The following is a 21,559-nucleotide window of genomic DNA, read 5'->3' as shown; positions in this document are numbered from 1 at the left end:
TGATCTGTGTCGCTCAGGCATGCCTCTGTCGGTAGGCCGCCCGAGGGGTCTGCGCGAGGATCGCGAGATCCATCCCCAGCCAATGGCTCTCCACATAGTGCCGGTCGAGCAGGGCCATCTCCGCCCAGGGGAGGTCGGAACGCGCGCTGACCTGCCACAATCCGGTCATTCCGGGACGTACCAACAGCCGTTCGGGGTGGTCCGTACGGGCCTCCGGGCGCGGCCCGACCAGCGACATCTCGCCACGCGCCACGTTGAGCAGCCGCGGCAGGCCCTCCAGCGCGCACCGGTGCACCAGCTCGCCCGCCCGCCCCGCCCCCTCGGTGCGCAGCCGCCAGGCCCGGAACGGCCGCCCGCCGAGCCCGAGGGCGGGCTCCCGTACGAGGACCCGCGCGCGGGTCGCCGCGTACAGCAGGGCGGCGGCCGGCAGCAGCGCGAGGGCGGCGGGGACCAGCAGGAGCGCGGTGCCGATCAGGTCGCAGACCCGCTTGGCCGGGGGCACGGCCGGCCGTCGCGCGGGGAGCCGGACCGGGATCCGGAGCGGCATCCGGGCCGGGATCCGGAGCTGCCGGAGCCGGAGCCGGAGCCCTGGCCGGGCGGTGAGGGGGTGCAGCAGGGGCATACCGGCACGCTGCCGGACACCCGCCCGGCCCCCGGCGCGCCGCGCGGTCGCGGGCCGCGGCGGGAACCCGTTCGGGTGCGGTACCGCCGCCGGGACCCCGCCCCGGCCCGTGCGCCCCAAGGGTGCGTGACGCCCCGGACGCCCGGGGTGAGCGTAAGGGCAGCCTAAAGGTTGAGTCCCCTCGACTCACCTCTGTTGACTCCGGGGCGGAGGTGATGCACTCTTGAGTCTGTTCCACTCAAGTCAGCTGGAGGAATCGAAATGGCACGTGCGGTCGGCATCGACCTGGGCACCACTAACTCCGTCGTCAGCGTTCTCGAAGGCGGCGAGCCCACCGTCATCACCAACGCCGAGGGTGCCAGGACCACGCCGTCCGTCGTCGCCTTCGCCAAGAACGGCGAGGTCCTCGTCGGCGAGGTGGCCAAGCGCCAGGCGGTCACGAACGTTGACCGGACCATCCGCTCCGTCAAGCGCCACATGGGCACTGACTGGAAGATCAACCTGGATGGCAAGGACTTCAACCCGCAGCAGATGAGCGCCTTCATCCTGCAGAAGCTGAAGCGCGACGCCGAGGCGTACCTGGGCGAGAAGGTCACGGACGCGGTCATCACCGTCCCCGCCTACTTCAACGACTCCGAGCGCCAGGCGACGAAGGAGGCCGGCGAGATCGCCGGTCTGAACGTCCTGCGCATCGTCAACGAGCCGACCGCCGCCGCCCTGGCGTACGGCCTCGACAAGGACGACCAGACCATTCTCGTCTTCGACCTCGGTGGCGGCACCTTCGACGTGTCGCTCCTGGAGATCGGCGACGGTGTCGTCGAGGTCAAGGCCACCAACGGTGACAACCACCTCGGTGGCGACGACTGGGACCAGCGCGTCGTCGACTACCTGGTGAAGCAGTTCGCCAACGGCCACGGCGTCGACCTGTCCAAGGACAAGATGGCGCTCCAGCGCCTGCGCGAGGCCGCCGAGAAGGCGAAGATCGAGCTGTCCTCCTCCACGGAGACCTCGATCAACCTGCCGTACATCACGGCCTCCGCCGAGGGCCCGCTGCACCTGGACGAGAAGCTCACCCGCGCCCAGTTCCAGCAGCTGACCGCGGACCTGCTCGACCGCTGCAAGACCCCGTTCCACAACGTCATCAAGGACGCCGGCATCGCGCTGTCCGAGATCGACCACGTGGTCCTGGTCGGCGGCTCCACCCGCATGCCGGCCGTCGCCGAGCTCGTCAAGGAGCTCACCGGCGGTCAGGACGCCAACAAGGGCGTCAACCCGGACGAGGTCGTCGCCATCGGCGCCACCCTCCAGGCCGGTGTCCTCAAGGGTGAGGTCAAGGACGTCCTGCTCCTCGACGTGACCCCGCTGTCCCTCGGCATCGAGACCAAGGGCGGCATCATGACCAAGCTCATCGAGCGCAACACGACCATCCCGACCAAGCGGTCGGAGATCTTCACGACGGCCGAGGACAACCAGCCGTCCGTGCAGATCCAGGTCTACCAGGGCGAGCGCGAGATCGCGGCGTACAACAAGAAGCTCGGCATGTTCGAGCTGACGGGCCTGCCGCCGGCCCCGCGCGGCGTCCCGCAGATCGAGGTCTCCTTCGACATCGACGCGAACGGCATCATGCACGTCACGGCCAAGGACCTTGGCACGGGCAAGGAGCAGAAGATGACCGTCACCGGCGGCTCCTCGCTCGGCAAGGACGAGGTCGACCGCATGCGCCAGGAGGCCGAGCAGTACGCGGACGAGGACCTGCGCCGCAAGGAGGCGGCCGAGTCCCGCAACCAGGGCGAGCAGCTCGTCTACCAGACGGAGAAGTTCCTCGCGGACAACGCGGAGAAGGTCCCGGCCGAGGTCAAGACCGAGGTCGAGACGGCCGTCACCGAGCTGAAGGACAAGCTCAAGGGCGACGACGCCGCCGAGATCCGCACCGCGACGGAGAAGCTCGCCGCGGTCAGCCAGAAGCTCGGCCAGGCCATCTACGCCGACGCCCAGGCCGCCCAGGCCGCCGGCGGCGCGGGTGACGCGGGCCAGGCCAAGGCCGACGACGACGTCGTCGACGCCGAGATCGTCGACGACGAGAAGCCGAAGGGCGGCGCTGCCTGATGTCGGAGGAGACCCCGGGTTTCGACGAGAAGCCTGAAGTCCCCACCGGCGCCGGCAGTGACGACGCGGAGCCGAAGGCCGCCGACTCCTCCAAGAAGGAGGACGAGGCGGCCCCGGCCGGGGACACGGCTCAGGATGTGGCCCTGCTGGCGCAGCTGGACCAGGCCCGCACCGCGCTCGGCGAGCGCACCGCGGACCTCCAGCGGCTCCAGGCCGAGTACCAGAACTACCGTCGCCGCGTGGAGCGGGACCGGGTCGCCGTCAAGGAGATCGCGGTCGCGAGCCTGCTGACGGAGCTCCTCCCGACCCTGGACGACATCGGCCGGGCGCGGGAGCACGGCGAGCTGGTCGGCGGCTTCAAGTCGGTCGCCGAGTCGCTGGAGACCGCCGCCGCCAAGATGGGGCTGCAGCAGTTCGGCAAGGAGGGCGAGCCCTTCGACCCGACGATCCACGAGGCCCTGATGCACTCGTACGCGCCGGACGTCACCGAGACGACCTGCGTGGCGATCCTGCAGCCGGGGTACCGGATCGGCGAGCGCACGATCCGCCCCGCGCGGGTCGCGGTGGCCGAGCCCCAGCCGGGCGCGGCGCCCGCCGCGAAGTCCGAGTCCGGTGACGGCGACACGCCGTCCGACAAGGACACGGATGCCCCCGACAAGGGCTGACGCACACCATGTAGGGATCCGAGAGGAGGGACACCGGGGATGAGCACGAAGGACTTCGTCGAGAAGGACTACTACAAGGTCCTCGGTGTCCCGAAGGACGCCACCGAGGCCGAGATCAAGAAGGCGTACCGGAAGCTCGCCCGCGAGTTCCACCCGGACGCCAACAAGGGCGACGCCTCGGCCGAGGAGCGCTTCAAGGAGATCTCCGAGGCGAACGACGTCCTCGGCGACGCCAAGAAGCGCAAGGAGTACGACGAGGCCCGCGCGCTGTTCGGGAACGGTGGCTTCCGCCCCGGTCCGGGCGGCGGCGGATCGTTCAACTTCGACCTGGGCGACCTGTTCGGCGGTACGCAGCAGGGCGGCCAGGGCGGCTTCGGCGGCGGCCTGGGCGACGTCTTCGGCGGCCTGTTCAACCGCGGCGCCGGCCCCGGTGCGGGCACCCGCACCCAGCCGCGCCGCGGCCAGGACGTCGAGTCGGAGGTCACGCTCTCCTTCACGGAGGCCGTGGACGGCGCGACGGTGCCGCTGCGGATGTCCTCGCAGGCCCCCTGCAAGGCCTGTTCGGGCACCGGCGACACGAACGGCACCCCCCGGGTGTGCCCGACCTGCGTCGGCACCGGCCAGGTCTCCCGGGGCAGCGGCGGCGGCTTCTCGCTGACCGACCCCTGCGCGGACTGCAAGGGCCGCGGCCTGATCGCGGAGAACCCCTGCGAGGTCTGCAAGGGCAGCGGGCGGGCCAAGTCCTCCCGCACCATGCAGGTCCGGATCCCGGCGGGCGTCTCCGACGGCCAGCGGATCCGGCTGCGCGGCAAGGGCGCCCCGGGCGAGCGCGGCGGCCCGGCGGGCGACCTGTACGTGGTCGTGCACGTGGGCACCCACCCGGTGTTCGGCCGCAAGGGCGACAACCTCACGGTGACGGTCCCGGTGACCTTCGCCGAGGCCGTCCTGGGCGCCGACATCAAGGTGCCGACCCTGGGCGGCCCCCCGGTCACCCTGAAGCTCCCCCCGGGCACCCCCGGCGGCCGCACCATGCGGGCCCGCGGCAAGGGGGCGGTCCGCAAGGACGGCACCCGCGGCGACCTGCTCGTCACGGTGGAGGTCGCGGTTCCGGCGGAGCTGTCCGACAAGGCCCGCGAGGCCCTGGAGATGTACCGGGACGCGACCGGGTCCGAGGACCCGCGCGCCCTCCTGTTCGAGTCCGCGAAGGGAGCATGACATGGACGGCCGCCGACGACAGCCCCGCTTCGGCGAGGGGGCGTACCAGCTCACCGACGAGACCCCGGTCTACGTGATCTCGGTGGCCGCCCAGCTCTCGGGCCTGCATCCGCAGACCCTGCGCCAGTACGACCGTCTCGGCCTGGTCTCCCCGGACCGCACGGCCGGCCGCGGCCGGCGCTATTCGGCCAGGGACATCGAGCTGCTCCGCACGGTGCAGCAGCTGTCCCAGGACGAGGGCATCAACCTGGCCGGGATCAAGCGGATCATCGAACTGGAGAACCAGGTGGCCGCGCTCCAGCAGCGCGTGGCCGAGCTGTCCGCCGCCGTGGACGGAGCGGCCGCCGCCCTCCAGGCCCGCGAGGCCCAGGTGCACGCCTCGTACCGCCGCGACCTGGTTCCGTACCAGCCGCCGGTGCCGGGCAGCGCACTGGTCGTCTGGCGCCCCACCCGGCGTCCGGGCGACTGACCCGCGCGCCGCGCAGCGAAGGCGAAGGCCCCGTGGGGCCCCTCCCGTACGAGGAGGGGCCCCACGGGGCCTTGTGCGCGTCCGGGGCGTCCCGCGGCTCCCCGCGGCCACCCGCGGGCCCCGTCAGGCCTCGGGGAGCTGCGCCGGGCCCGAGCCGTGCAGGATCCCGGACTGGGCGATGAGGTAGCCGAGCTGGGCCCGGCTGCCGCTGCCGAGCGCCGCGGCCAGCTTCGCGATGTGCGCGCGGCAGGTACGTACGTTCATTCCCAGCCGGCGGGCGATCGCCTCGTCCACGTGGCCCTCGATCAGCAGCTGTGCGATGGAACGCTGCACTCCGGAGATACCATCCGGGTGGTGCGTGTAGGTGATCTCGTCGCCCAACGGGACGCCCCTGCGCCAGAGTTGTTCGAAAACCTTGATGAGGTAGTCCACGAGACCCGGATGTCGCAGCTCCAGGGCCACCTTCCGGTCATCGCTGGCGGGGATGAAGGCCACCGTCCGGTCGAAGATCATGAGACGCTCTATCAGCTCCTCCAGCGTGCGGATCTCCACCTTCCCCGCGGAGATCCGGTCCACGTAGGCGAGCGTGCCCTGGCTGTGCCGCACGGTGTGCTGGTAGAGCGTCCGGATGCTCACCCCGCGGTCGATCATCGGAGTGGCGCGCTCCAGCGACTCGCTGAGGACGAACGTCGGCCGGGCGCCGCCGGGCTGGATGGTCAGGGCCTCCGTGTGGCACTCGGAGGTGGCCAGGTCGATGGCGGCGTTGATCTGGTCGAACCCCTCCAGGACCGTGATGGCGTGGGTGTTGGCGGGGCTTTGGGCGCTGATGGTCAGGAACGGCTCGAATGCGTCGGTGAGGTCCACGGCGGTGCGCCGGCGCTCCTGGATCTCGCGTTCGAGCGGATGCAGCCGCTGGGCCAGGGCGACGGACGGAGCAACCGCGCGCAGCTGGTTGGCGTCATCAGGGTCGGGTCGCAGCAGTGCGAATTCGAGCAGGCAGGGCGCGTTCTTGACCTCGCCCCGCGCGACGCGGCCGGTGCTCAGGGCGGCGGCGTACAGTCGCGCTCCCTCGGTGCACATCTCCGTGACGGGGTGGCGATGTGTCGGGTTTATGTCGCTCTTGGGCAAATCTCCACCCCCCAGGGTCCTGAACATGTAAGAACATGATGCATCGTCCCTGTGGCACTGACGTGCCTGAATGAGCCATCGTCTGACAGTGCGGGGGAGAGGATTCCATCAAGTGAGGACGAAGCCGACCATGTATAAGAGAATGCTTCGCTCGGCGCTTGCCGTTGTTTTCTCCGCCGTTGCGGTCTTTGGGGCGGCCATAGCCGCCGACGGGGACGCGGGAAGCTCTCAGGCCGCTCCGGTCTCGTCGGCCGCGGCGACGGTCGAGGGCGATTTCGGCTGGAACAGCACGCCTGCGCAGGTCTCCTGATGACCCCCGACGACCGCGACTTCCGTCGCGAAATGGCATCCGCGTACCGCTCCGGGTGGCAGTTCATCGACCTCGCCACGGCGATTCCCTACGCCGGCGACTCGTTGATGGTCACTCTTTTCGGCCAGCCGATCGTCGTCGTGCGCGAGGAGGACGAAGACGTCCGCGCCTACCGCTGTCTGCGCCGCCCCCGGGGCGCACCGCAGCCCGTCCGCTGCGAGGTCCGGTACGGCATGGTCTTCGTCAACCTGGACCAGCGTGACCACCAGCTCTTCGAACCCGATATCACCACCGCCACCCCCCGCAGTGCCTGAGGCGATTCCCCCGTCGTTGCAGATCGCTCCAGGTGCTACCCCCACACAACGGCGCCATCGTGGACCTGACCACGATGGCGCCGTTGTGATGTCCGCGTCCAGTGGTTGAACCGGACAATCGTCCCGGCGTCCGCCGGGGAGTGCCCGCAGGCCGCTCCGGGTCCGCCCCCGGGGCTCAGGCCCGGCCCATGGCCCGGTCGAGGGTGATCTCCAGGACCACCCGGTCCGGGTTGGGCGAGGGCGTCCGCCCGTACCGCTCCGCGTAGCGCGCCACGGCCTCGGCGACCGAGGCCTCGTCCGTACGGACCACCGCGCGCCCCTCCAGGGTGGCCCAGCGCCTGCCCTCCATCTGGCAGACCGCGACCCGGGCGCCGCCGCCGGCCGCCGCCAGGACGTTGCGGACCTTCTTGCTGTGCTTGTTGCTGATCACCCGTGCCAGCCCGGCCTCAGGGTCGTAGGTGACGCCCACGGGCACCACGTGCGGCGTGCCGTCCGGGCGCGGGGTGGTCAGGGTGCAGACGTGCCGCTCCCGCCAGAAGGCGAGGTACTCGGGCGTCGGGTTGAGTACGTCATGGGACATGGGCCGAAGCGTACGCCCGGGCATCCGCGGGATCCGGCGGCGGAATGGCCGCGAAAGCCGCCTTGAGTGGAATAGACTCAACTTTGCAGATGCTGAATCTGTCAGAGTACGCACGCGGCCCGCCGGGTGCGACGCGTCTCGTACGCCCGCCGGAGAGGAGAAACCGAGAGTGGACGCCGAGCTGACCAACAAGAGCCGTGACGCCCTGAACGCGGCCACGAGCAGGGCCGTCAAGGACGGCCACGCCGACCTGACCCCCGCACACCTCCTGCTGGCGCTGCTCGCCGGCGAGGACAACGAGAACGTCGTCGACCTGCTGGTCGCCACCGACGCCGACCAGGCCGCCGTCCGCGCCGGGGCCGAGCGCCTGCTCGCCGCCCTGCCCAGCGTCACCGGCTCCACCGTCGCGCCCCCGCAGCCCAGCCGCGACCTGCTCGCCGTACTGGCCGAGGCCGACGCCGAGGCCGGCCGCCTCGGCGACGAGTACCTCTCCACCGAACACCTCCTCATCGCCGTCGCCGCCAAGGGCGGACCGGCCGGTGAGGTCCTTTCCGCCCAGGGCGCCACGGCGAAGAAGCTGCTGGACGCCTTCCAGAACGCACGAGGAGCACGGCGGGTGACCACCCCCGACCCCGAGGGCCAGTACAAGGCCCTGGAGAAGTTCGGCACCGATTTCACCGCCGCCGCCCGCGACGGCAAGCTCGACCCCGTCATCGGCCGCGACCACGAGATCCGGCGCGTCGTCCAGGTCCTCTCCCGGCGCACCAAGAACAACCCGGTGCTGATCGGCGAGCCCGGCGTCGGCAAGACCGCCGTCGTCGAGGGCCTGGCCCAGCGCATCGTCAAGGGCGACGTCCCCGAGTCCCTCAAGGGCAAGCGGCTCGTCTCCCTCGACCTCGGCGCGATGGTGGCCGGCGCCAAGTACCGCGGCGAGTTCGAGGAGCGCCTGAAGACCGTCCTCGCCGAGATCAAGTCGAGCGAGGGCCAGATCATCACCTTCATCGACGAGCTCCACACCGTCGTCGGTGCCGGGGCCGGCGGGGACTCCGCCATGGACGCGGGCAACATGCTCAAGCCCATGCTGGCCCGCGGCGAGCTGCGCATGGTCGGCGCCACCACCCTGGACGAGTACCGCGAGCGGATCGAGAAGGACCCGGCCCTGGAGCGCCGCTTCCAGCAGGTGCTGGTCGCCGAGCCCACCGTCGAGGACACCATCGCGATCCTGCGCGGGCTCAAGGGCCGCTACGAGGCCCACCACAAGGTGGTCATCAACGACAGCGCCCTCGTCGCCGCCGCCACCCTCTCCGACCGCTACATCACCTCCCGCTTCCTGCCCGACAAGGCCATCGACCTCGTCGACGAGGCGGCCTCCCGGCTCCGCATGGAGATCGACTCCTCGCCCGTGGAGATCGACGAGCTCCAGCGCTCCGTGGACCGGATGCGGATGGAGGAGCTGGCGCTGAAGAACGAGTCCGACCCGGCCTCGATCGAACGCCTCGACAAGATCCGCAAGGACCTCGCGGACCGCGAGGAGGAGCTGCGCGGCCTCACCGCGCGCTGGGAGAAGGAGAAGCAGTCCCTCAACCGCGTCGGCGAGCTCAAGGAGCGCCTGGACGACCTGCGCGGCCAGGCCGAGCGCGCCCAGCGCGACGGCGACTTCGACACCGCCTCCAAGCTGCTCTACGGGGAGATCCCGCAGCTGGAGCGCGAGCTGGCGGAGGCCACCGAGGCCGAGGCGGAGGCGTCCAAGGGCACCATGGTCAAGGACGAGGTCGGACCCGACGACATCGCCGACGTGGTCGGCGCCTGGACCGGGATCCCGGCCGGCCGGCTCCTCGAAGGGGAGACCCAGAAGCTGCTGCGCATGGAGGAGGAGCTGGGCCGCCGCCTGATCGGCCAGGGCGAGGCCGTACGGGCCGTGGCGGACGCCGTGCGCCGCACCCGCGCCGGCATCGCCGACCCGGACCGCCCCACCGGCTCGTTCCTCTTCCTGGGCCCGACGGGCGTGGGCAAGACGGAGCTGGCCAAGGCCCTCGCGGACTTCCTCTTCGACGACGAGCGGGCCATGGTCCGCATCGACATGTCCGAGTACTCCGAGAAGCACAGCGTGGCCCGGCTCGTCGGCGCCCCTCCCGGCTACGTGGGCTACGAGGAGGGCGGCCAGCTCACCGAGGCCGTCCGCCGCCGCCCGTACAGCGTGGTGCTGCTGGACGAGGTCGAGAAGGCCCACCCGGAGGTCTTCGACATCCTGCTCCAGGTCCTCGACGACGGCCGCCTCACCGACGGCCAGGGCCGGACGGTGGACTTCCGCAACACCATCCTGATCCTCACCTCGAACCTGGGCAGCCAGTTCCTGGTCGACCCGGTCACCTCGGACGAGGACAAGAAGGCCAAGGTCCTGGACGTGGTCCGGGCGAGCTTCAAGCCCGAGTTCCTCAACCGCCTCGACGACCTCGTGGTCTTCTCCGCACTGACCCGCGACGAGCTGGCGCACATCGCCGAGCTCCAGATCGCCCGGCTCGCCAAGCGCCTCGCCGACCGCAGGCTCGCCCTGGACGTCACCCCCGCGGCCCTGGCCTGGCTGGCGGACAAGGGCAACGACCCGGCCTACGGTGCCCGGCCCCTGCGCCGTCTGATCCAGACGGCCGTGGGCGACCGCCTGGCCAAGGAGATCCTCTCCGGCGAGGTCCGCGACGGGGACACCGTACGCGTCGACGTGGCGGGCGAGGACCTGCTGGTCGGCCGCGCCCTGTAAGGGCCGCGCGGCCCCCCGTGTCCGCCCGGAGCGGATCGCCGGTCCGGGGCTGGACACGGGGTGGGCGCGATGGGGGAGGATGGCGGTATCCGCACGAAGGGAAGTACACGGTGAGCATCGACCCGGCCTCGATTCCGAACTTCGGGGGTCAGCCCGAACCGCAAGGCCAAGGACCGGCGGGCCCCGTCGTCCCCGACCAGGACCTGGTGAAGCAGCTCCTGGAGCAGATGGAGCTGAAGTACGTCGTCGACGACGAGGGTGACCTCGCGGCGCCGTGGGAGGACTTCCGCACCTACTTCATGTTCCGCGGCGAGGGCGAGCAGCAGGTCTTCTCCGTGCGGACCTTCTACGACCGCCCCCACGCCCTCGACGACAAGCCGCAGCTGCTGGAGTCGATCGACGACTGGAACCGCCGCACCCTGTGGCCGAAGGTCTACAGCCACACGCACGACGACGGCTCCGTCCGCCTGATCGGCGAGGCGCAGATGCTGATCGGCACGGGCGTCAGCCTGGAGCACTTCGTGTCCTCCACGGTCAGCTGGGTCCGCGCGTCGATCGAGTTCGACAAGTGGCTGCTGGAGCAGCTCGGCCTGGAGAAGGACGTCGACTCCGCCGAGGGCGACGAGAAGAAGGAGGAGGACGGCGAGTAGCCGTCCCCCCTCCCTCCGGGCCCCACGGGGTCCACACGGCCTACAGGGGCACCTTCGCCATCAGCAGCAGGTACGCCCCGTAGCCGTACGAGAGCCCGGCCAGGCCGGCGGTCACCGCGATCGCCGTACGCGGCCGGGCTCTCGCCATGGCGGCCGCCACCGGCAGCAGCAGCGGGAACGCGGGCAGCAGGAAGCGCGGCTTCGACTCGAAGTAGCCCGCCCCGCCGAAGGTGATCACCAGCAGTGTCCCGGCGTACACGAGCAGCGGCAGCGGCGTCCGGTCCAGTACGGCCAGCACCGCGAGCAGCCCGGCGGCGGCGAGCACGGCCAGCGTCACCCCGACCGGGATCGTCACGGGCCCGCCGGAGAGGACCTTCCAGACCGTCTCCAGCGTCCCGCCGCCGAAGTCGAAGCGCGAGCCCCACTGCCGCTGGACGGTGAAGTAGCCGAGGGGGTCGTGGCGGTGCGCCCCGACGGCCACGACGTACGAGGCCCAGCCCGCTGGCGCCAGCAGCCCGGCCGCCCACACCTCGGGCGCGCGGCCCTGCCGGACCACCAGCTCCCGCAGGGCCAGGACGGTCACGGCGGCGGCGACGGCGATCCCGGTGGGGCGGGTCAGCCCGGCGAGCGCGGCCAGGACGGCCGCCGCCATCCAGCGCTCCCGCAGCAGCGCGTACAGCGACCAGGCGGCCAGCGCACACAGCAGGGGCTCGGTGTAGGCGAGGCTCAGCACCACCGCGTGCGGCAGCGAGGCCCACAGCGCGACGAGCAGCACCCCGGCCCGCGCCCCCAGCAGCAGCTCCCCGATGCGGTACACCCCGACGGCGGCGGCGGCCGCGGCCGTCCAGGACACCACGAGCCCGGCGACGGGGCCGCCGCCGGTGAGGTCCACCAGCAGCGGGTACAGCGGGAAGAAGGCGTAGTCGCTCTGGATGGAGTCGGAGGCGGGCCACATGTGGGTGCGGCCGTAGCCGTCGGCGGCGATGGAGAGATACCAGAAGGAGTCCCAGGAGCCGCCGAGCACCTTGACCGGGTTCCGGCCGGCCCACCAGGCGCCGAGGGCGATGACCAGCACCCCCGCCCCGCGCACGGCGGCGAACACCCCGAGCGCGAGCCCGGCCGACCAGGCCGTCCCCCGTCTTCGCCGGGTGCGCCCGGAGGCGGGCGGGACCCTTCTCGTCGTCACGTCCATGCCGGGCCTCAGAGCCGGCGGAGGCGGTCCACTGCCTCCTGGAGCACGTCGGTCTGCTTGCAGAAGGCCCAGCGGACCTGGGTGGCCCCGGCGGACTTGTCGTCGTAGAAGACCTGGTTCGGGATGGCGACGACCCCGGCCCGCTCGGGCAGGGCGCGGCAGAAGGCGAGGCCGTCCTTCTCGCCCAGGGGCGAGACGTCGGTGGTGATGAAGTACGTGCCCTGCGGGCGGAAGACCTCGAAGCCGGCGGCGGCGAGCCCGTCGCAGAGGAGGTCGCGCTTGGCGGCGAGGTCCGCGCGGAAGCCGTCGAAGTAGGAGTCGGGGAGGGCGAGGGCCTCGGCGACGGCGTACTGGAAGGGGCCGGAGGAGACGTACGTGAGGAACTGCTTGGCGGAGCGGACCGCGGAGACCAGCGCGGGCGGGGCGGTGACCCAGCCGACCTTCCAGCCGGTGAAGGAGAAGGTCTTGCCGGCGGAGGAGATGGTGACGGTGCGTTCGCGCATGCCGGGCAGGGAGGCCAGCGGCACGTGCGCGCCCTCGAAGACGAGGTGCTCGTACACCTCGTCGGTGACGACGAGGAGGTCGCGCTCCACGGCGAGTTCGGCGATGGCGGCCAGCTCCTCGCGGGTCAGGACGGTGCCCGTGGGGTTGTGCGGGGTGTTGAGCAGGAGCAGCCGGGTGCGCGGGGTGACCGCGGCGCGCAGGGCGTCCAGGTCGGGGCGGAAGTGCGGGGCGCGCAGGGTGTGCGGGACGCGGACCGCGCCGGCCATGGCGATGCAGGCGGCGTAGGAGTCGTAGAACGGCTCCAGGGCGATGACCTCGTCGCCCGGTTCGAGGAGGGCCAGGAGGGAGGCGGCGATGGCCTCGGTGGCGCCGGCGGTGACGAGGACCTCGGTGTCCGGGTCGTAGGACAGGCCGTGGAAGCGCTGCTGGTGGGCGGCGATCGCGGTGCGCAGTTCGGGGACGCCGGGGCCCGGCGGGTACTGGTTGCCGCGGCCGTCGCGGATCGCGCGGACGGCGGCTTCGGCGATCTCGGCGGGGCCGTCGGTGTCGGGGAAGCCCTGGCCCAGGTTGATGGACCCGGTGCGGGCGGCCAGCGCCGACATCTCCGCGAAGATCGTGGTGCCGAAGGCGGCGAGGCTGCGGTTGAGGAGGGGGCGGCTGCTGCTGCCCGCGGGTGCGCTCATGGGCGCCATCCTCGGGGGAACCTCTGGAGTTGCTCAAGTGTGCTTTCGAGGCGTTGGCCTGGGGGCATCCCCCCTGCACGCGGGCCACGGGGGTGCCGCGACCCGGGCGACCGGGGCTGAGGAAGGGGGCGGGGCCGTGACCCTGGTCTTGATTCTCGTGTTGGTGGCGGTGGCGGGGGTCGTCGTGCTGGTGGCGCGGCTGTCCGGATCGGGCGGCAGCGGTTCCGGCTCCGGCGGCTCGCGGTCCAGCTGGTGGGCCGGCAGCGGGGGCTCCTCGTCCTCCTGCGGCTCTTCCTCGTCCTGCGGTTCCTCCTCGTCGTGCGGGTCCTCGTCCTCCTGCGGTGGCGGAGGCTGCGGGTCCAGCTGACACTGGTACGTGTGCTCGGGGGCCGCGATCCGCATCGTGTGCGGAAGCCGCGCGCACCCCGTGTGGACAGGACGCCCGGCGGGGACAACTTCCTTCGGGCGTCTTCTTGTTCGGGCCGGTACTACGGCGTACGGGCGGCGTCGTGTTGAACACGTGAACCGTGAAGCCCCCGGGGGGATGTAAACCCCGTCAAGTTGGGTAAAAACGCTGTGAGTGCCGTGCCTTTCATGATTCCCTCGGTTGAGTAGACCAGTCCCCGGACCTCCGGGACTTCCTGTGGACCCGTGCCGGTGTCCCCCCACCCGTTGACTACCGCTGGCGGGCCCCGGCCCATCTCCCTCGCGCGTTTGCGGAGCCGACTCATGCTCACGACCCTCCAGACCACCTACACCGACACGCGTGCCGCCGATCTCGCCTGGGCCCTGGGACGCGACCGGCTGCCCGCCCTGGCCGTACTGAACCTCCAGCTCGCTGACGCGAAGGTGGAGTTGCGCCTGCTCGGGGCCTCTCACCAGGTGCTCCTGGAGGAGGGTGAGGTGCTCTGTTCGGAGACGGTCGCCTGCATGCCCGGCAGCAGTACGCCGCTGCCGCTCGGCGTGGCGAAGCGGGTCGGCGACTGGGAGTACGAGTTCGCCGCGCGGGTCGAAACCCTCTCCCGGGGGTCTTTCGCGGGACGGGCGCAGGAGCTGCTCGCGCTGGTCGCGGATCACCCGAACGGGCTAGCGGGCACCTTCCCCGGTGATCCGCACGCGTTCACCGCGATGCTCGCGCAGCGGCACGAGGGGCAGGTGCGCTGGCGCACCTGGCACGCGTACCCGCAGGAGGGCCAGCTGGTGGCCACCCGTACCCGGGTGGGCGTGCGCATGGGCGCCCCGGTCTAGGGCCCGCCTTCCGGATTAGGCCAACTGGCCTGATCTGCATGGCACTTGCACCCATGTGGGTGACAGGGTGTCGGTGGGCGGTGACGTACGGTTCGCTGCATGATCGACCGTTCCGCCCCCCGCGGGGTGCTCCCGGCGGCGGGGCCGCGGGGCGTGCAGACCGTCCAGGCCGCCCTGCCCGTACGCCCCCGGACCGGCCGACTCCTCGTGCTGGCCACGGTGTTCGTGTGCGCCGCCTGCGGGCTCGTCTACGAGCTGGAACTGCTCGCCCTCGGCTCGTACCTCATCGGCGACTCCGTCACGCAGGCGTCGGTGGTCCTGTCCGTGATGGTCTTCGCCATGGGCGTCGGCTCCCTCCTCGCCAAACGCCTGCGCCGCCGCCCCGCCCTCGGGTTCGGCGTCATCGAGGCGGCCCTCGCCCTGCTCGGCGGCTTCTCCGCCATGGCCCTGTACGCCAGCTTCGCCTGGCTGGGGGAGTCCCGGCCGGCCCTCGTCGCCTTCTCCTTCGGCATCGGGGTGCTCATCGGCGCGGAGATCCCGCTGCTGATGGTCCTCATCCAGCGCATCCGCAGACAGGACGCCGGCGGCGCCGTCGCCGACCTCTTCGCCGCCGACTACGTGGGCGCCCTGGCCGGCGGGCTCGCCTTCCCCTTCCTGCTGCTGCCCGTGCTCGGCCAGCTCACCGGGGCCATGCTGACCGGCACCGTGAACGCCGTCGTCGGCGGCGGCCTCGTCCTGTGGCTGTTCCGCAAGGACCTCGGCAGGCGCGGCCGCTGGCTGCTGGTCACCGCCAACGCGACCGTCCTCGCCCTGCTCGCCTCCGCCACCGTCCTCGTCGACGACTTCGAGCGGGCCGCGCGCACCGCCGTCTACGGCGGCGAGGTACGGGTCGCCGCACAGACCGGGGTGCAGGAACTGGTGCTGACGGGGCCGTCCACCGGATCCCCGCGCTCCCTGGACCTCTTCCTGGACGGGCGGCTGCGGGTCAGCGGCTACGACGAGTACCGCTACCACGAGGCCCTGGTCCACCCCGCGATGACCGGCCCGCACAGCCGCGTCCTGGTCCTCGGCGGCGGCGACGGGCTCGCCGCCCGCGAGGTGCTGCGCTACCGGGACGTCACCTCCGTCACCGTCGTCGAGCTCGACCCCGGCGTGGTCCGCCTCGCCCGCACCGACCCGATGCTCTCCGCGCTCAACGCCCGGGCGTACGCGGACCCGCGCCTCGGCGTCGTCACCCAGGACGCCTTCCGCTGGCTGCGGGGGCCCGCCGCGCGGGACCGCTTCGACGTCATCGTCTCCGACCTGCCCGACCCGGGCATCACGCCGAGCACGAAGCTGTACTCGCAGGAGTTCTACGGGCTCGCCGCGCGGGCCCTGAAGCCGGGCGGGCGCATCGCGGTGCACGCCGGCCCCCTCACCACGAGGCCGCGTACGTACTGGACCGTCGAGTCCACTCTGCGCGCGGCCGGGCTGCTCACCACCCCGTACAGCACCGGCGGCCGGCTTACCGGCTTCGCCGCCGGGCCCGACCGCACCCAGGGCGCGGCCGACGCGCCGCCGCAGGACTGGGGCTTCGTACTCGCCGCCCGCGACCAGGTCCCCGAGCTGCGCGTGGACCGGGACACCCCCGCCCTGCGGGCCGTGTCCACCCGGGGGCTGCAGGACGCGGCCCGGGACGCGGCCCGGAGCCGGCCGGCCCGGCTGCTCCCGCCGTCCACGCTGCCGCATCCGCGTTACCACTGACCCGTGGCGTCGTGTCCGTGTGCAGCGGGGGGTCCCCTCGGTAGGCTCGGCCGCATGGAGCATCAGGTGTTCGTTCCGGTACCGGCCCAAGACGTCCGCGCCGTGCTGCGCGACCCCGCCCGGGTGGCCCGCTGCGTCCCCGGGCTCCAGCAGGACGCCGACACCGCCGCCGGGCCGCTGGCCGGGCGGCTCAAGGTGCGCGTCGGCGGCCACACCGTGACCTACCGGGGCACCCTGTCCCTCGCCGAGCGGGACCCCGACCACTTCGCCGCCGAGGGGGAGGGCGCCGAGGTGCGGGGCAGCGGCACCGTCGGCCTCGCGCTCGAACTGCGGCTGGTCCCGCACGACGGAGGGACCCTGCTGGAGTTCAGCGGCGGGGCCACCGCCGACGGCCGGGCCGCCGCCTTCGACCCGGGGGCCACCGCCACCGCCGCCGGACGGCTCCTCGACCGCTTCGCCGCGAACCTGGCCGGCGCGGCCGGCACGGCGGCCGATGCCGCCGCCGGGGCCGGGGAGGCGCCGTCGGACCCCGGCGCCGACCTGCCGTCCGTGTTCGACACCGAGGTGCCGCCCCCGTCCCTCGACCCCTTCCTCGCAGGCGAGTTCGCCGACTTCGCCTCCTTCGCCGAGCCGGACAAGGAGAAGGAGGAGAAGGAGGAGGACGCGGCCGGGACGGGCCCCGCCGCCCCCGGACGCCCGCCGGCCGAGGCGGCCCACGCCCGCCGCACGATGATCGGCCGCAGCGCCGAAGAGGTCGACCACGCGCCCCCGCGCGGCCGTTACGCCCCGGTCCCGGCGCCCTCGGCGGCGGGCGGGCAGAACGGCATGCGCTGGATCGCCCCGGCGGCGGCACTGGCCCTCGCCTCGGCGGTCGTGGTCGGAAGGGCGTTGCGCCGCCGTCGCTGACGCGCCGTAGGGTCACCGTATGACTACGCGACTGAGCGCCGGCGGCGCCGAGCTCACCATCGATCAGGAAAACGGCTGCCGGGTCAGCGGTCTGCGCGTCGACGGCGTCGAGCTGCTGCGGCAGGGCCCGAAGTTCGGGGCCTTCCCGATGGTTCCGTGGTGCGGGCGCACCGCGAACGGCCGGTTCCACGACGGCGCCGCCGTCCACCAGCTGCCGCTCAACCACCCGCCGCACGCCATCCACGGCTTCGCCCGCGACGCGCCCTGGAAGCAGGCCTCGGCCACCGGCACCACCGCGGCCTTCACCTACGACCTCGTCGACCCGTGGCCCCACCACGGCCGGGTGACGCAGCTCTTCGAGCTGGGCGCGGACGCGCTGACGATCCGCCTGGGCGTGGAGACGTACCAGGACTCCTTCCCGGCGCAGGCGGGCTGGCACCCCTGGTTCAACCGGGTCCTGACCGAGGACGGGGAGCCGGCCCGGATCGGCTTCGACCCGGCCTGGCAGGAGGAGCGCGACGAGGACCACATCCCCACCGGCCGCCGCATCGACCCGAAGCCCGGCCCCTGGGACGACTGCTTCGGCATGCCCTACGGGGTCGACGTCACCCTCACCTGGCCCGGTCAGCTGGAGCTGAAGGTCACCAGCCCCGCCGAATGGGTGGTCGTGTACGACGAGCAGCCCGAGGCCGTCTGCGTCGAGCCGCAGTCCGGCCCGCCGAACGGCCTCAACACCCTCCCGCGCCTGGTCACGCCCGTGGACCCGCTGGAGGTCTCCACGACCTGGACGTGGCGGCGGCTCGGCTGACCCGCAACTAAGCTCGACGGCATGACTGACGTACGCGATGCGCTTCTGCAGCAGATCAAGGACAAGGCCGTCGTGCACGGCAAGGTGACGCTCTCCTCCGGCAAGGAAGCCGACTACTACATCGACCTCCGCCGGATCACCCTCGACGGCGAGGCCGCCCCGCTGGTCGGGCAGGTCATGCTGGACCTCACCGCCGACCTGGAGTTCGACTGCGTCGGCGGCCTGACCCTGGGCGCCGACCCGGTCGCCACCTCGATGCTGCACGCCTCCGCCGCGCGCGGCGAGCGCCTGGACGCCTTCGTCGTCCGCAAGGCGCAGAAGGCCCACGGCATGCAGCGCCGCATCGAGGGCACCGACGTGAAGGGCAAGCGCTGCCTGGTGGTCGAGGACACCTCGACCACCGGCGGTTCCCCGCTGACCGCCGTCGAGGCCGTCCGGGAGGCGGGCGGCGAGGTCGTCGCCGTCGCCACCATCGTGGACCGGGGCGCGGCCGAGGCGATCGCCGGGGCGGGCCTGCCGTACCTCACCGGCTACCAGCTCGGGGACCTGGGCCTCGGCTGACCCCGCCCGGCCCCTCCGCGCACGCTCCGGCCGTCTCGGATCGTGGTCCCGCGGGGTGACGGACGGGCCCGGGACCGGGTGCGGGACAAGTGGGGACCAAGGTCCCGGTCGTCTTCGCCCCAGTCCTGACCTGCGGATTTTCGAATGGGCGGGGTGTTTCACGTGAAACACCCCGCCCATTGTCGTGACCGGGGGGTGACAGGCGGGGTGGAGTGTTGCGCCGAGTCTGGAAAGATAGGCGCGACGGCGACGTCGCCCCCAGGTCAGGGCCCGCAATAAGCACACTCCCCGCACATCCAAGGAGCGGACAGATGCCCATCGCAACCCCCGAGGTCTACAACGAGATGCTCGACCGGGCGAAGGCAGGCAAGTTCGCCTACCCGGCCATCAACGTCACCTCGACCCAGACCCTGCACGCCGCACTGCGCGGCTTCGCGGAGGCCGAGAGCGACGGCATCATCCAGATCTCCACCGGCGGTGCCGAGTTCCTGGGCGGCCAGTACAGCAAGGACATGGTGACCGGCGCGGTCGCCCTGGCCGAGTTCGCGCACGTCGTGGCCGCCAAGTACGACGTCACGGTCGCGCTGCACACGGACCACTGCCCCAAGGACAAGCTGGACGGCTACGTGCGTCCGCTCCTGGAGGTGTCCGCCGAGCGCGTCGCCCGCGGCCTGAACCCCCTCTTCCAGTCGCACATGTGGGACGGCTCCGCCGAGACCCTGGCCGACAACCTGGCCATCGGCCAGGAGCTGCTCGCCAAGGCCGCCGCCGCGAAGATCATCCTCGAGGTCGAGATCACCCCGACCGGCGGCGAGGAGGACGGCGTCAGCCACGAGATCAACGACGAGCTGTACACCACCGTCGAGGACGCGATCCGCACCGCCGAGGCCCTGGGCCTGGGCGAGAAGGGCCGCTACCTGCTGGCCGCCTCCTTCGGCAACGTGCACGGCGTCTACAAGCCGGGCAACGTCGTCCTGCGTCCGGAGCTGCTCAAGGACCTCCAGGCCGGTGTCGCCGAGAAGTTCGGCAAGGCCTCTCCGTTCGACTTCGTCTTCCACGGCGGTTCGGGCTCCACGCCCGAGGAGATCGCCACCGCGCTGGAGAACGGCGTCGTGAAGATGAACCTCGACACCGACACCCAGTACGCCTTCACCCGCCCGGTCGCGGACCACATGTTCCGCAACTACGACGGTGTCCTGAAGGTCGACGGCGAGGTCGGCAAGAAGTCCACCTACGACCCGCGCACCTGGGGCAAGCTGGCCGAGGCGAGCATGGCCAAGCGCGTCACCCAGGCCTGCGCCGACCTGCGCTCCACGGGCACCAAGCTGAAGTAAGCGGCGAGGACCCGGAAGGGTTCCCGAGGACCTGAGGAAGGGGTCCGCCGGTCCGACACGGGCCGGCGGGCCCCTTTTCCGTGCACGGTGCAGTGGATTCGGGAGGGATTCGCCCGAGGTGACATACGGCGTTGGACGCGCGGCGGCGCGATGGTGTGGAATCTCTATTACCCAGAGAAACGTACCCGTGGGGATGTAAAACCGGCGGGCCAGGAGAGGCGACGCCGCAGATGAAGACAGAGCGACCCCAGGTGAAGCAGGACCGGGCGGTGCGCACGCGGCGGGCGATCCTGGAAGCGGCCGCCGTGGTGTTCGAGGAGCACGGCTACGACGCCGCGAAGCTCTCGGACATCGTCAACATCGCGAAGGTCACCAAGGGCGCGCTCTACTTCCACTTCGACTCGAAGGAAGGCCTGGCCCAGGCCGTCATCGACGCGCAGAACGCGACCGAGCCCAAGATGCTGCCGCAGCAGTACAAGGCGCAGGAGTTCGTGGACATCGGCATGGTCTTCTCGCACCGGCTGCGTCACGAGGCGCTGATCCGCGCCAGCACGCGGCTCACGCTGGAGTACGGCAACCAGCGGCTCGACCGGGCGGCCCCCTACGAGGCGTGGATCGACCTGCACACCGAGGTGCTGGGGGAGGCCCAGCGGCGCGGGGAGCTGCTGCCGAACGTGGACCCGGTGGTCCCGTCCCGGCTGATCGTGGGGGCGTACGCCGGGCTGAACACCATGTCGCACACGCTCGGCCTCGACCTGGACGCGCAGGTCGCGGAGCTCTACACGCACGTGATGCCGAACGTGGTGGTGCCGGCCGTCGCGATCCGGCTGGACACCGGTCCCGGGCGGGGGGCGCGGGCGCTGTTCGGGCCGATGGGCGCGCACGAGTGCCGGTCCGACTGCCGGGCCGGGCAGCCGCCGCGGGAGCCGGCCGAGTAACCCCTGCCCCCTTCCCTGAAAGATCCTTCCGGGTATGATTTTTCTGCTCGCCTGCCCAGGGAGATCACTGTGGACATTGAGGTACTCGGCGCACCGCGGGTCGTCGAGAACGGCGTCCCCATCACGGCCCCCACGCCGGAGTCCCGGCACGTCCTGGCGGTCCTCGCGGCCTGTCCCGACCGGGTCGTCCCCGTGTCCGTGCTCGCGGACGAGCTGGTCCGCCGCGTCCCGCCCGAGCACGCCCACGCCGCCCTGCACACCGCCGTACGCCGGCTGCGCGAGCGCTTCGCGGAGGCTCAGGGGGCCGGCTCGGTACGGACTCCCGAGACCGTGCTGTCCACCAGGCCCGGCGGGTATCTTCTCGACACCGCCGGCGGCCGCTGCGACGTCCGCGAGTTCGAACGGGAGTCCGGCGCCGGATACCGGGCCATGGAACGCGGCGACTTCGTGCAGGCCGCCGCACGGCTGCGCCGGGCGCTGGACCTGTGGACCGGCCCCGCCCTGGACGGCATCGACGCCGGGACCTGGCTCCGCGGCCGCATCGCCTGCCTCGACGCCGACCGGCTCACCGTGCTCGGCCAGTGGGCCGAGGCGGAACTCGCCCTCGGACGCCACCGCGAGCTGCGCCTCGCGCTCGCCGTCCTGCGCGGCTCCGGCCGCCCCGACAGCGCCTACCTGGCCGCACTGCGCCGGGCCGAGGCCCGCGTCGAGGCCGCCCGCAGGGCCCGGCCGGCCCCCGGGCCCTCCCTGACCGGCGCCGCCCGCACCTGACCGCGGGCCCGCACCGCCCGCCCCGTACGCCCTGCTTGACCCCTCGCCCGACGGAAC

The 21,559-nt window shown here is 72.1% G+C and carries 21 protein-coding genes; 16 read left to right on the top strand and 5 right to left on the bottom strand.

All coding sequences use genetic code 11. The features are described 5' to 3' along the window. Positions 1-13: 13 nt before the first annotated feature. Entirely contained in the window at positions 14-622 is a 609-nt protein-coding gene (locus ACIPW5_RS28655) for a sugar transferase (RefSeq protein WP_401250763.1), read from the bottom strand. Positions 623-883: 261 nt separating this feature from the next. Here ACIPW5_RS28655 and dnaK point away from each other — a divergent pair, with 261 nt between their 5' ends. The 4 genes from dnaK to ACIPW5_RS28635 are packed head-to-tail and all read left to right on the top strand — an operon-like array spanning position 884 to position 5,077. Next, the gene (gene dnaK / locus ACIPW5_RS28650; RefSeq protein ID WP_401250760.1) at positions 884-2,728 is read left to right on the top strand and encodes a molecular chaperone DnaK; all 1,845 of its coding nucleotides are present in this window, start codon (positions 884-886) and stop codon (positions 2,726-2,728) included. After that, a complete protein-coding gene (grpE, locus tag ACIPW5_RS28645; RefSeq protein WP_401250757.1) occupies positions 2,728-3,393 on the top strand; it encodes a nucleotide exchange factor GrpE in 666 nt (221 codons plus the stop codon). Before dnaK ends, grpE begins: the two co-directional genes overlap by 1 nt. Positions 3,394-3,432: 39 nt before the next feature. Further along, on the top strand, positions 3,433-4,608 hold the full coding sequence (gene dnaJ, locus ACIPW5_RS28640; RefSeq protein ID WP_401250754.1) for a molecular chaperone DnaJ: 1,176 nt from the start codon (positions 3,433-3,435) through the stop codon (positions 4,606-4,608). 1 nt (position 4,609) lies between these two features. Then, a complete protein-coding gene (locus ACIPW5_RS28635; RefSeq protein WP_385762824.1) occupies positions 4,610-5,077 on the top strand; it encodes a heat shock protein transcriptional repressor HspR in 468 nt (155 codons plus the stop codon). A 123-nt stretch (positions 5,078-5,200) separates the two neighbouring features. Here the strand turns inward: ACIPW5_RS28635 and ACIPW5_RS28630 are convergent, their stop codons facing one another. Further along, on the bottom strand, positions 5,201-6,232 hold the full coding sequence (locus ACIPW5_RS28630; protein ID WP_401250751.1) for a helix-turn-helix transcriptional regulator: 1,032 nt from the start codon (positions 6,230-6,232) through the stop codon (positions 5,201-5,203). An 85-nt stretch (positions 6,233-6,317) separates the two neighbouring features. Here ACIPW5_RS28630 and ACIPW5_RS28625 point away from each other — a divergent pair, with 85 nt between their 5' ends. Continuing rightward, complete coding sequence (locus ACIPW5_RS28625) at positions 6,318-6,515, top strand: hypothetical protein (RefSeq protein ID WP_401250748.1); 198 nt, start codon at positions 6,318-6,320, stop codon at positions 6,513-6,515. Continuing rightward, complete coding sequence (locus ACIPW5_RS28620; RefSeq protein WP_030228709.1) at positions 6,515-6,829, top strand: hypothetical protein; 315 nt, start codon at positions 6,515-6,517, stop codon at positions 6,827-6,829. The genes ACIPW5_RS28625 and ACIPW5_RS28620 overlap by 1 nt, the downstream gene beginning before the upstream one ends. A 175-nt stretch (positions 6,830-7,004) precedes the next feature. Here the strand turns inward: ACIPW5_RS28620 and ACIPW5_RS28615 are convergent, their stop codons facing one another. After that, complete coding sequence (locus tag ACIPW5_RS28615; protein ID WP_401250744.1) at positions 7,005-7,409, bottom strand: pyridoxamine 5'-phosphate oxidase family protein; 405 nt, start codon at positions 7,407-7,409, stop codon at positions 7,005-7,007. 169 nt (positions 7,410-7,578) lie between these two features. On the opposite strand from ACIPW5_RS28615, the gene clpB reads away from it, so the two are divergent. Both clpB and ACIPW5_RS28605 read left to right on the top strand, forming a co-directional pair. Then, positions 7,579-10,164, top strand: coding sequence for an ATP-dependent chaperone ClpB (gene clpB, locus ACIPW5_RS28610; RefSeq protein ID WP_401250741.1), 2,586 nt, complete (start codon positions 7,579-7,581; stop codon positions 10,162-10,164). 110 nt (positions 10,165-10,274) lie between these two features. Next, the gene (locus ACIPW5_RS28605; RefSeq protein WP_401250738.1) at positions 10,275-10,814 is read left to right on the top strand and encodes a YbjN domain-containing protein; all 540 of its coding nucleotides are present in this window, start codon (positions 10,275-10,277) and stop codon (positions 10,812-10,814) included. Between the two features lie 40 nt (positions 10,815-10,854). On the opposite strand, the gene ACIPW5_RS28600 is transcribed toward ACIPW5_RS28605, so the two are convergent. Together ACIPW5_RS28600 and ACIPW5_RS28595 are read right to left on the bottom strand one after the other, a co-directional pair. After that, on the bottom strand, positions 10,855-12,006 hold the full coding sequence (locus ACIPW5_RS28600) for a glycosyltransferase family 39 protein (RefSeq protein WP_401250735.1): 1,152 nt from the start codon (positions 12,004-12,006) through the stop codon (positions 10,855-10,857). 8 nt (positions 12,007-12,014) lie between these two features. Then, positions 12,015-13,202 carry a pyridoxal phosphate-dependent aminotransferase gene (locus ACIPW5_RS28595; RefSeq protein WP_401250732.1) on the bottom strand — a complete coding sequence of 396 codons (1,188 nt, stop codon included), beginning with the start codon at positions 13,200-13,202 and terminating at the stop codon, positions 12,015-12,017. 720 nt (positions 13,203-13,922) lie between these two features. On the opposite strand from ACIPW5_RS28595, the gene ACIPW5_RS28590 reads away from it, so the two are divergent. The 8 genes from ACIPW5_RS28590 (at position 13,923) to ACIPW5_RS28555 (ending at position 21,502) form a co-directional block, all read left to right on the top strand. Then, positions 13,923-14,441 carry a DUF2617 family protein gene (locus ACIPW5_RS28590; protein WP_042801168.1) on the top strand — a complete coding sequence of 173 codons (519 nt, stop codon included), beginning with the start codon at positions 13,923-13,925 and terminating at the stop codon, positions 14,439-14,441. 99 nt (positions 14,442-14,540) lie between these two features. Continuing rightward, positions 14,541-16,184 carry a polyamine aminopropyltransferase gene (locus ACIPW5_RS28585; RefSeq protein WP_401250728.1) on the top strand — a complete coding sequence of 548 codons (1,644 nt, stop codon included), beginning with the start codon at positions 14,541-14,543 and terminating at the stop codon, positions 16,182-16,184. A gap of 54 nt (positions 16,185-16,238) precedes the next feature. After that, positions 16,239-17,090 (top strand): SRPBCC domain-containing protein, encoded by an 852-nt coding sequence (locus ACIPW5_RS28580; RefSeq protein WP_401250725.1) that lies wholly within the window; start codon positions 16,239-16,241, stop codon positions 17,088-17,090. A gap of 19 nt (positions 17,091-17,109) precedes the next feature. Further along, positions 17,110-17,898 carry an aldose 1-epimerase gene (locus ACIPW5_RS28575; RefSeq protein WP_401250722.1) on the top strand — a complete coding sequence of 263 codons (789 nt, stop codon included), beginning with the start codon at positions 17,110-17,112 and terminating at the stop codon, positions 17,896-17,898. Between the two features lie 21 nt (positions 17,899-17,919). After that, the gene (pyrE, locus tag ACIPW5_RS28570) at positions 17,920-18,459 is read left to right on the top strand and encodes an orotate phosphoribosyltransferase (protein ID WP_401250719.1); all 540 of its coding nucleotides are present in this window, start codon (positions 17,920-17,922) and stop codon (positions 18,457-18,459) included. A gap of 311 nt (positions 18,460-18,770) precedes the next feature. After that, positions 18,771-19,793: a class II fructose-bisphosphate aldolase gene (gene fbaA / locus ACIPW5_RS28565; RefSeq protein WP_007265022.1), complete on the top strand. Its 1,023-nt coding sequence runs from the start codon at positions 18,771-18,773 to the stop codon at positions 19,791-19,793. 230 nt (positions 19,794-20,023) lie between these two features. Further along, positions 20,024-20,731 (top strand): ScbR family autoregulator-binding transcription factor, encoded by a 708-nt coding sequence (locus ACIPW5_RS28560; protein ID WP_401250715.1) that lies wholly within the window; start codon positions 20,024-20,026, stop codon positions 20,729-20,731. A 69-nt stretch (positions 20,732-20,800) separates the two neighbouring features. Beyond that, positions 20,801-21,502 carry a BTAD domain-containing putative transcriptional regulator gene (locus ACIPW5_RS28555; RefSeq protein ID WP_401250712.1) on the top strand — a complete coding sequence of 234 codons (702 nt, stop codon included), beginning with the start codon at positions 20,801-20,803 and terminating at the stop codon, positions 21,500-21,502. Positions 21,503-21,559: the final 57 nt, after the last annotated feature.

The organism is Streptomyces sp. NPDC090077 (genome assembly GCF_044747545.1).
In the GTDB taxonomy this organism is placed as follows: domain Bacteria; phylum Actinomycetota; class Actinomycetes; order Streptomycetales; family Streptomycetaceae; genus Streptomyces.
This window is presented reverse-complemented; position numbering and strand designations above follow the sequence as displayed.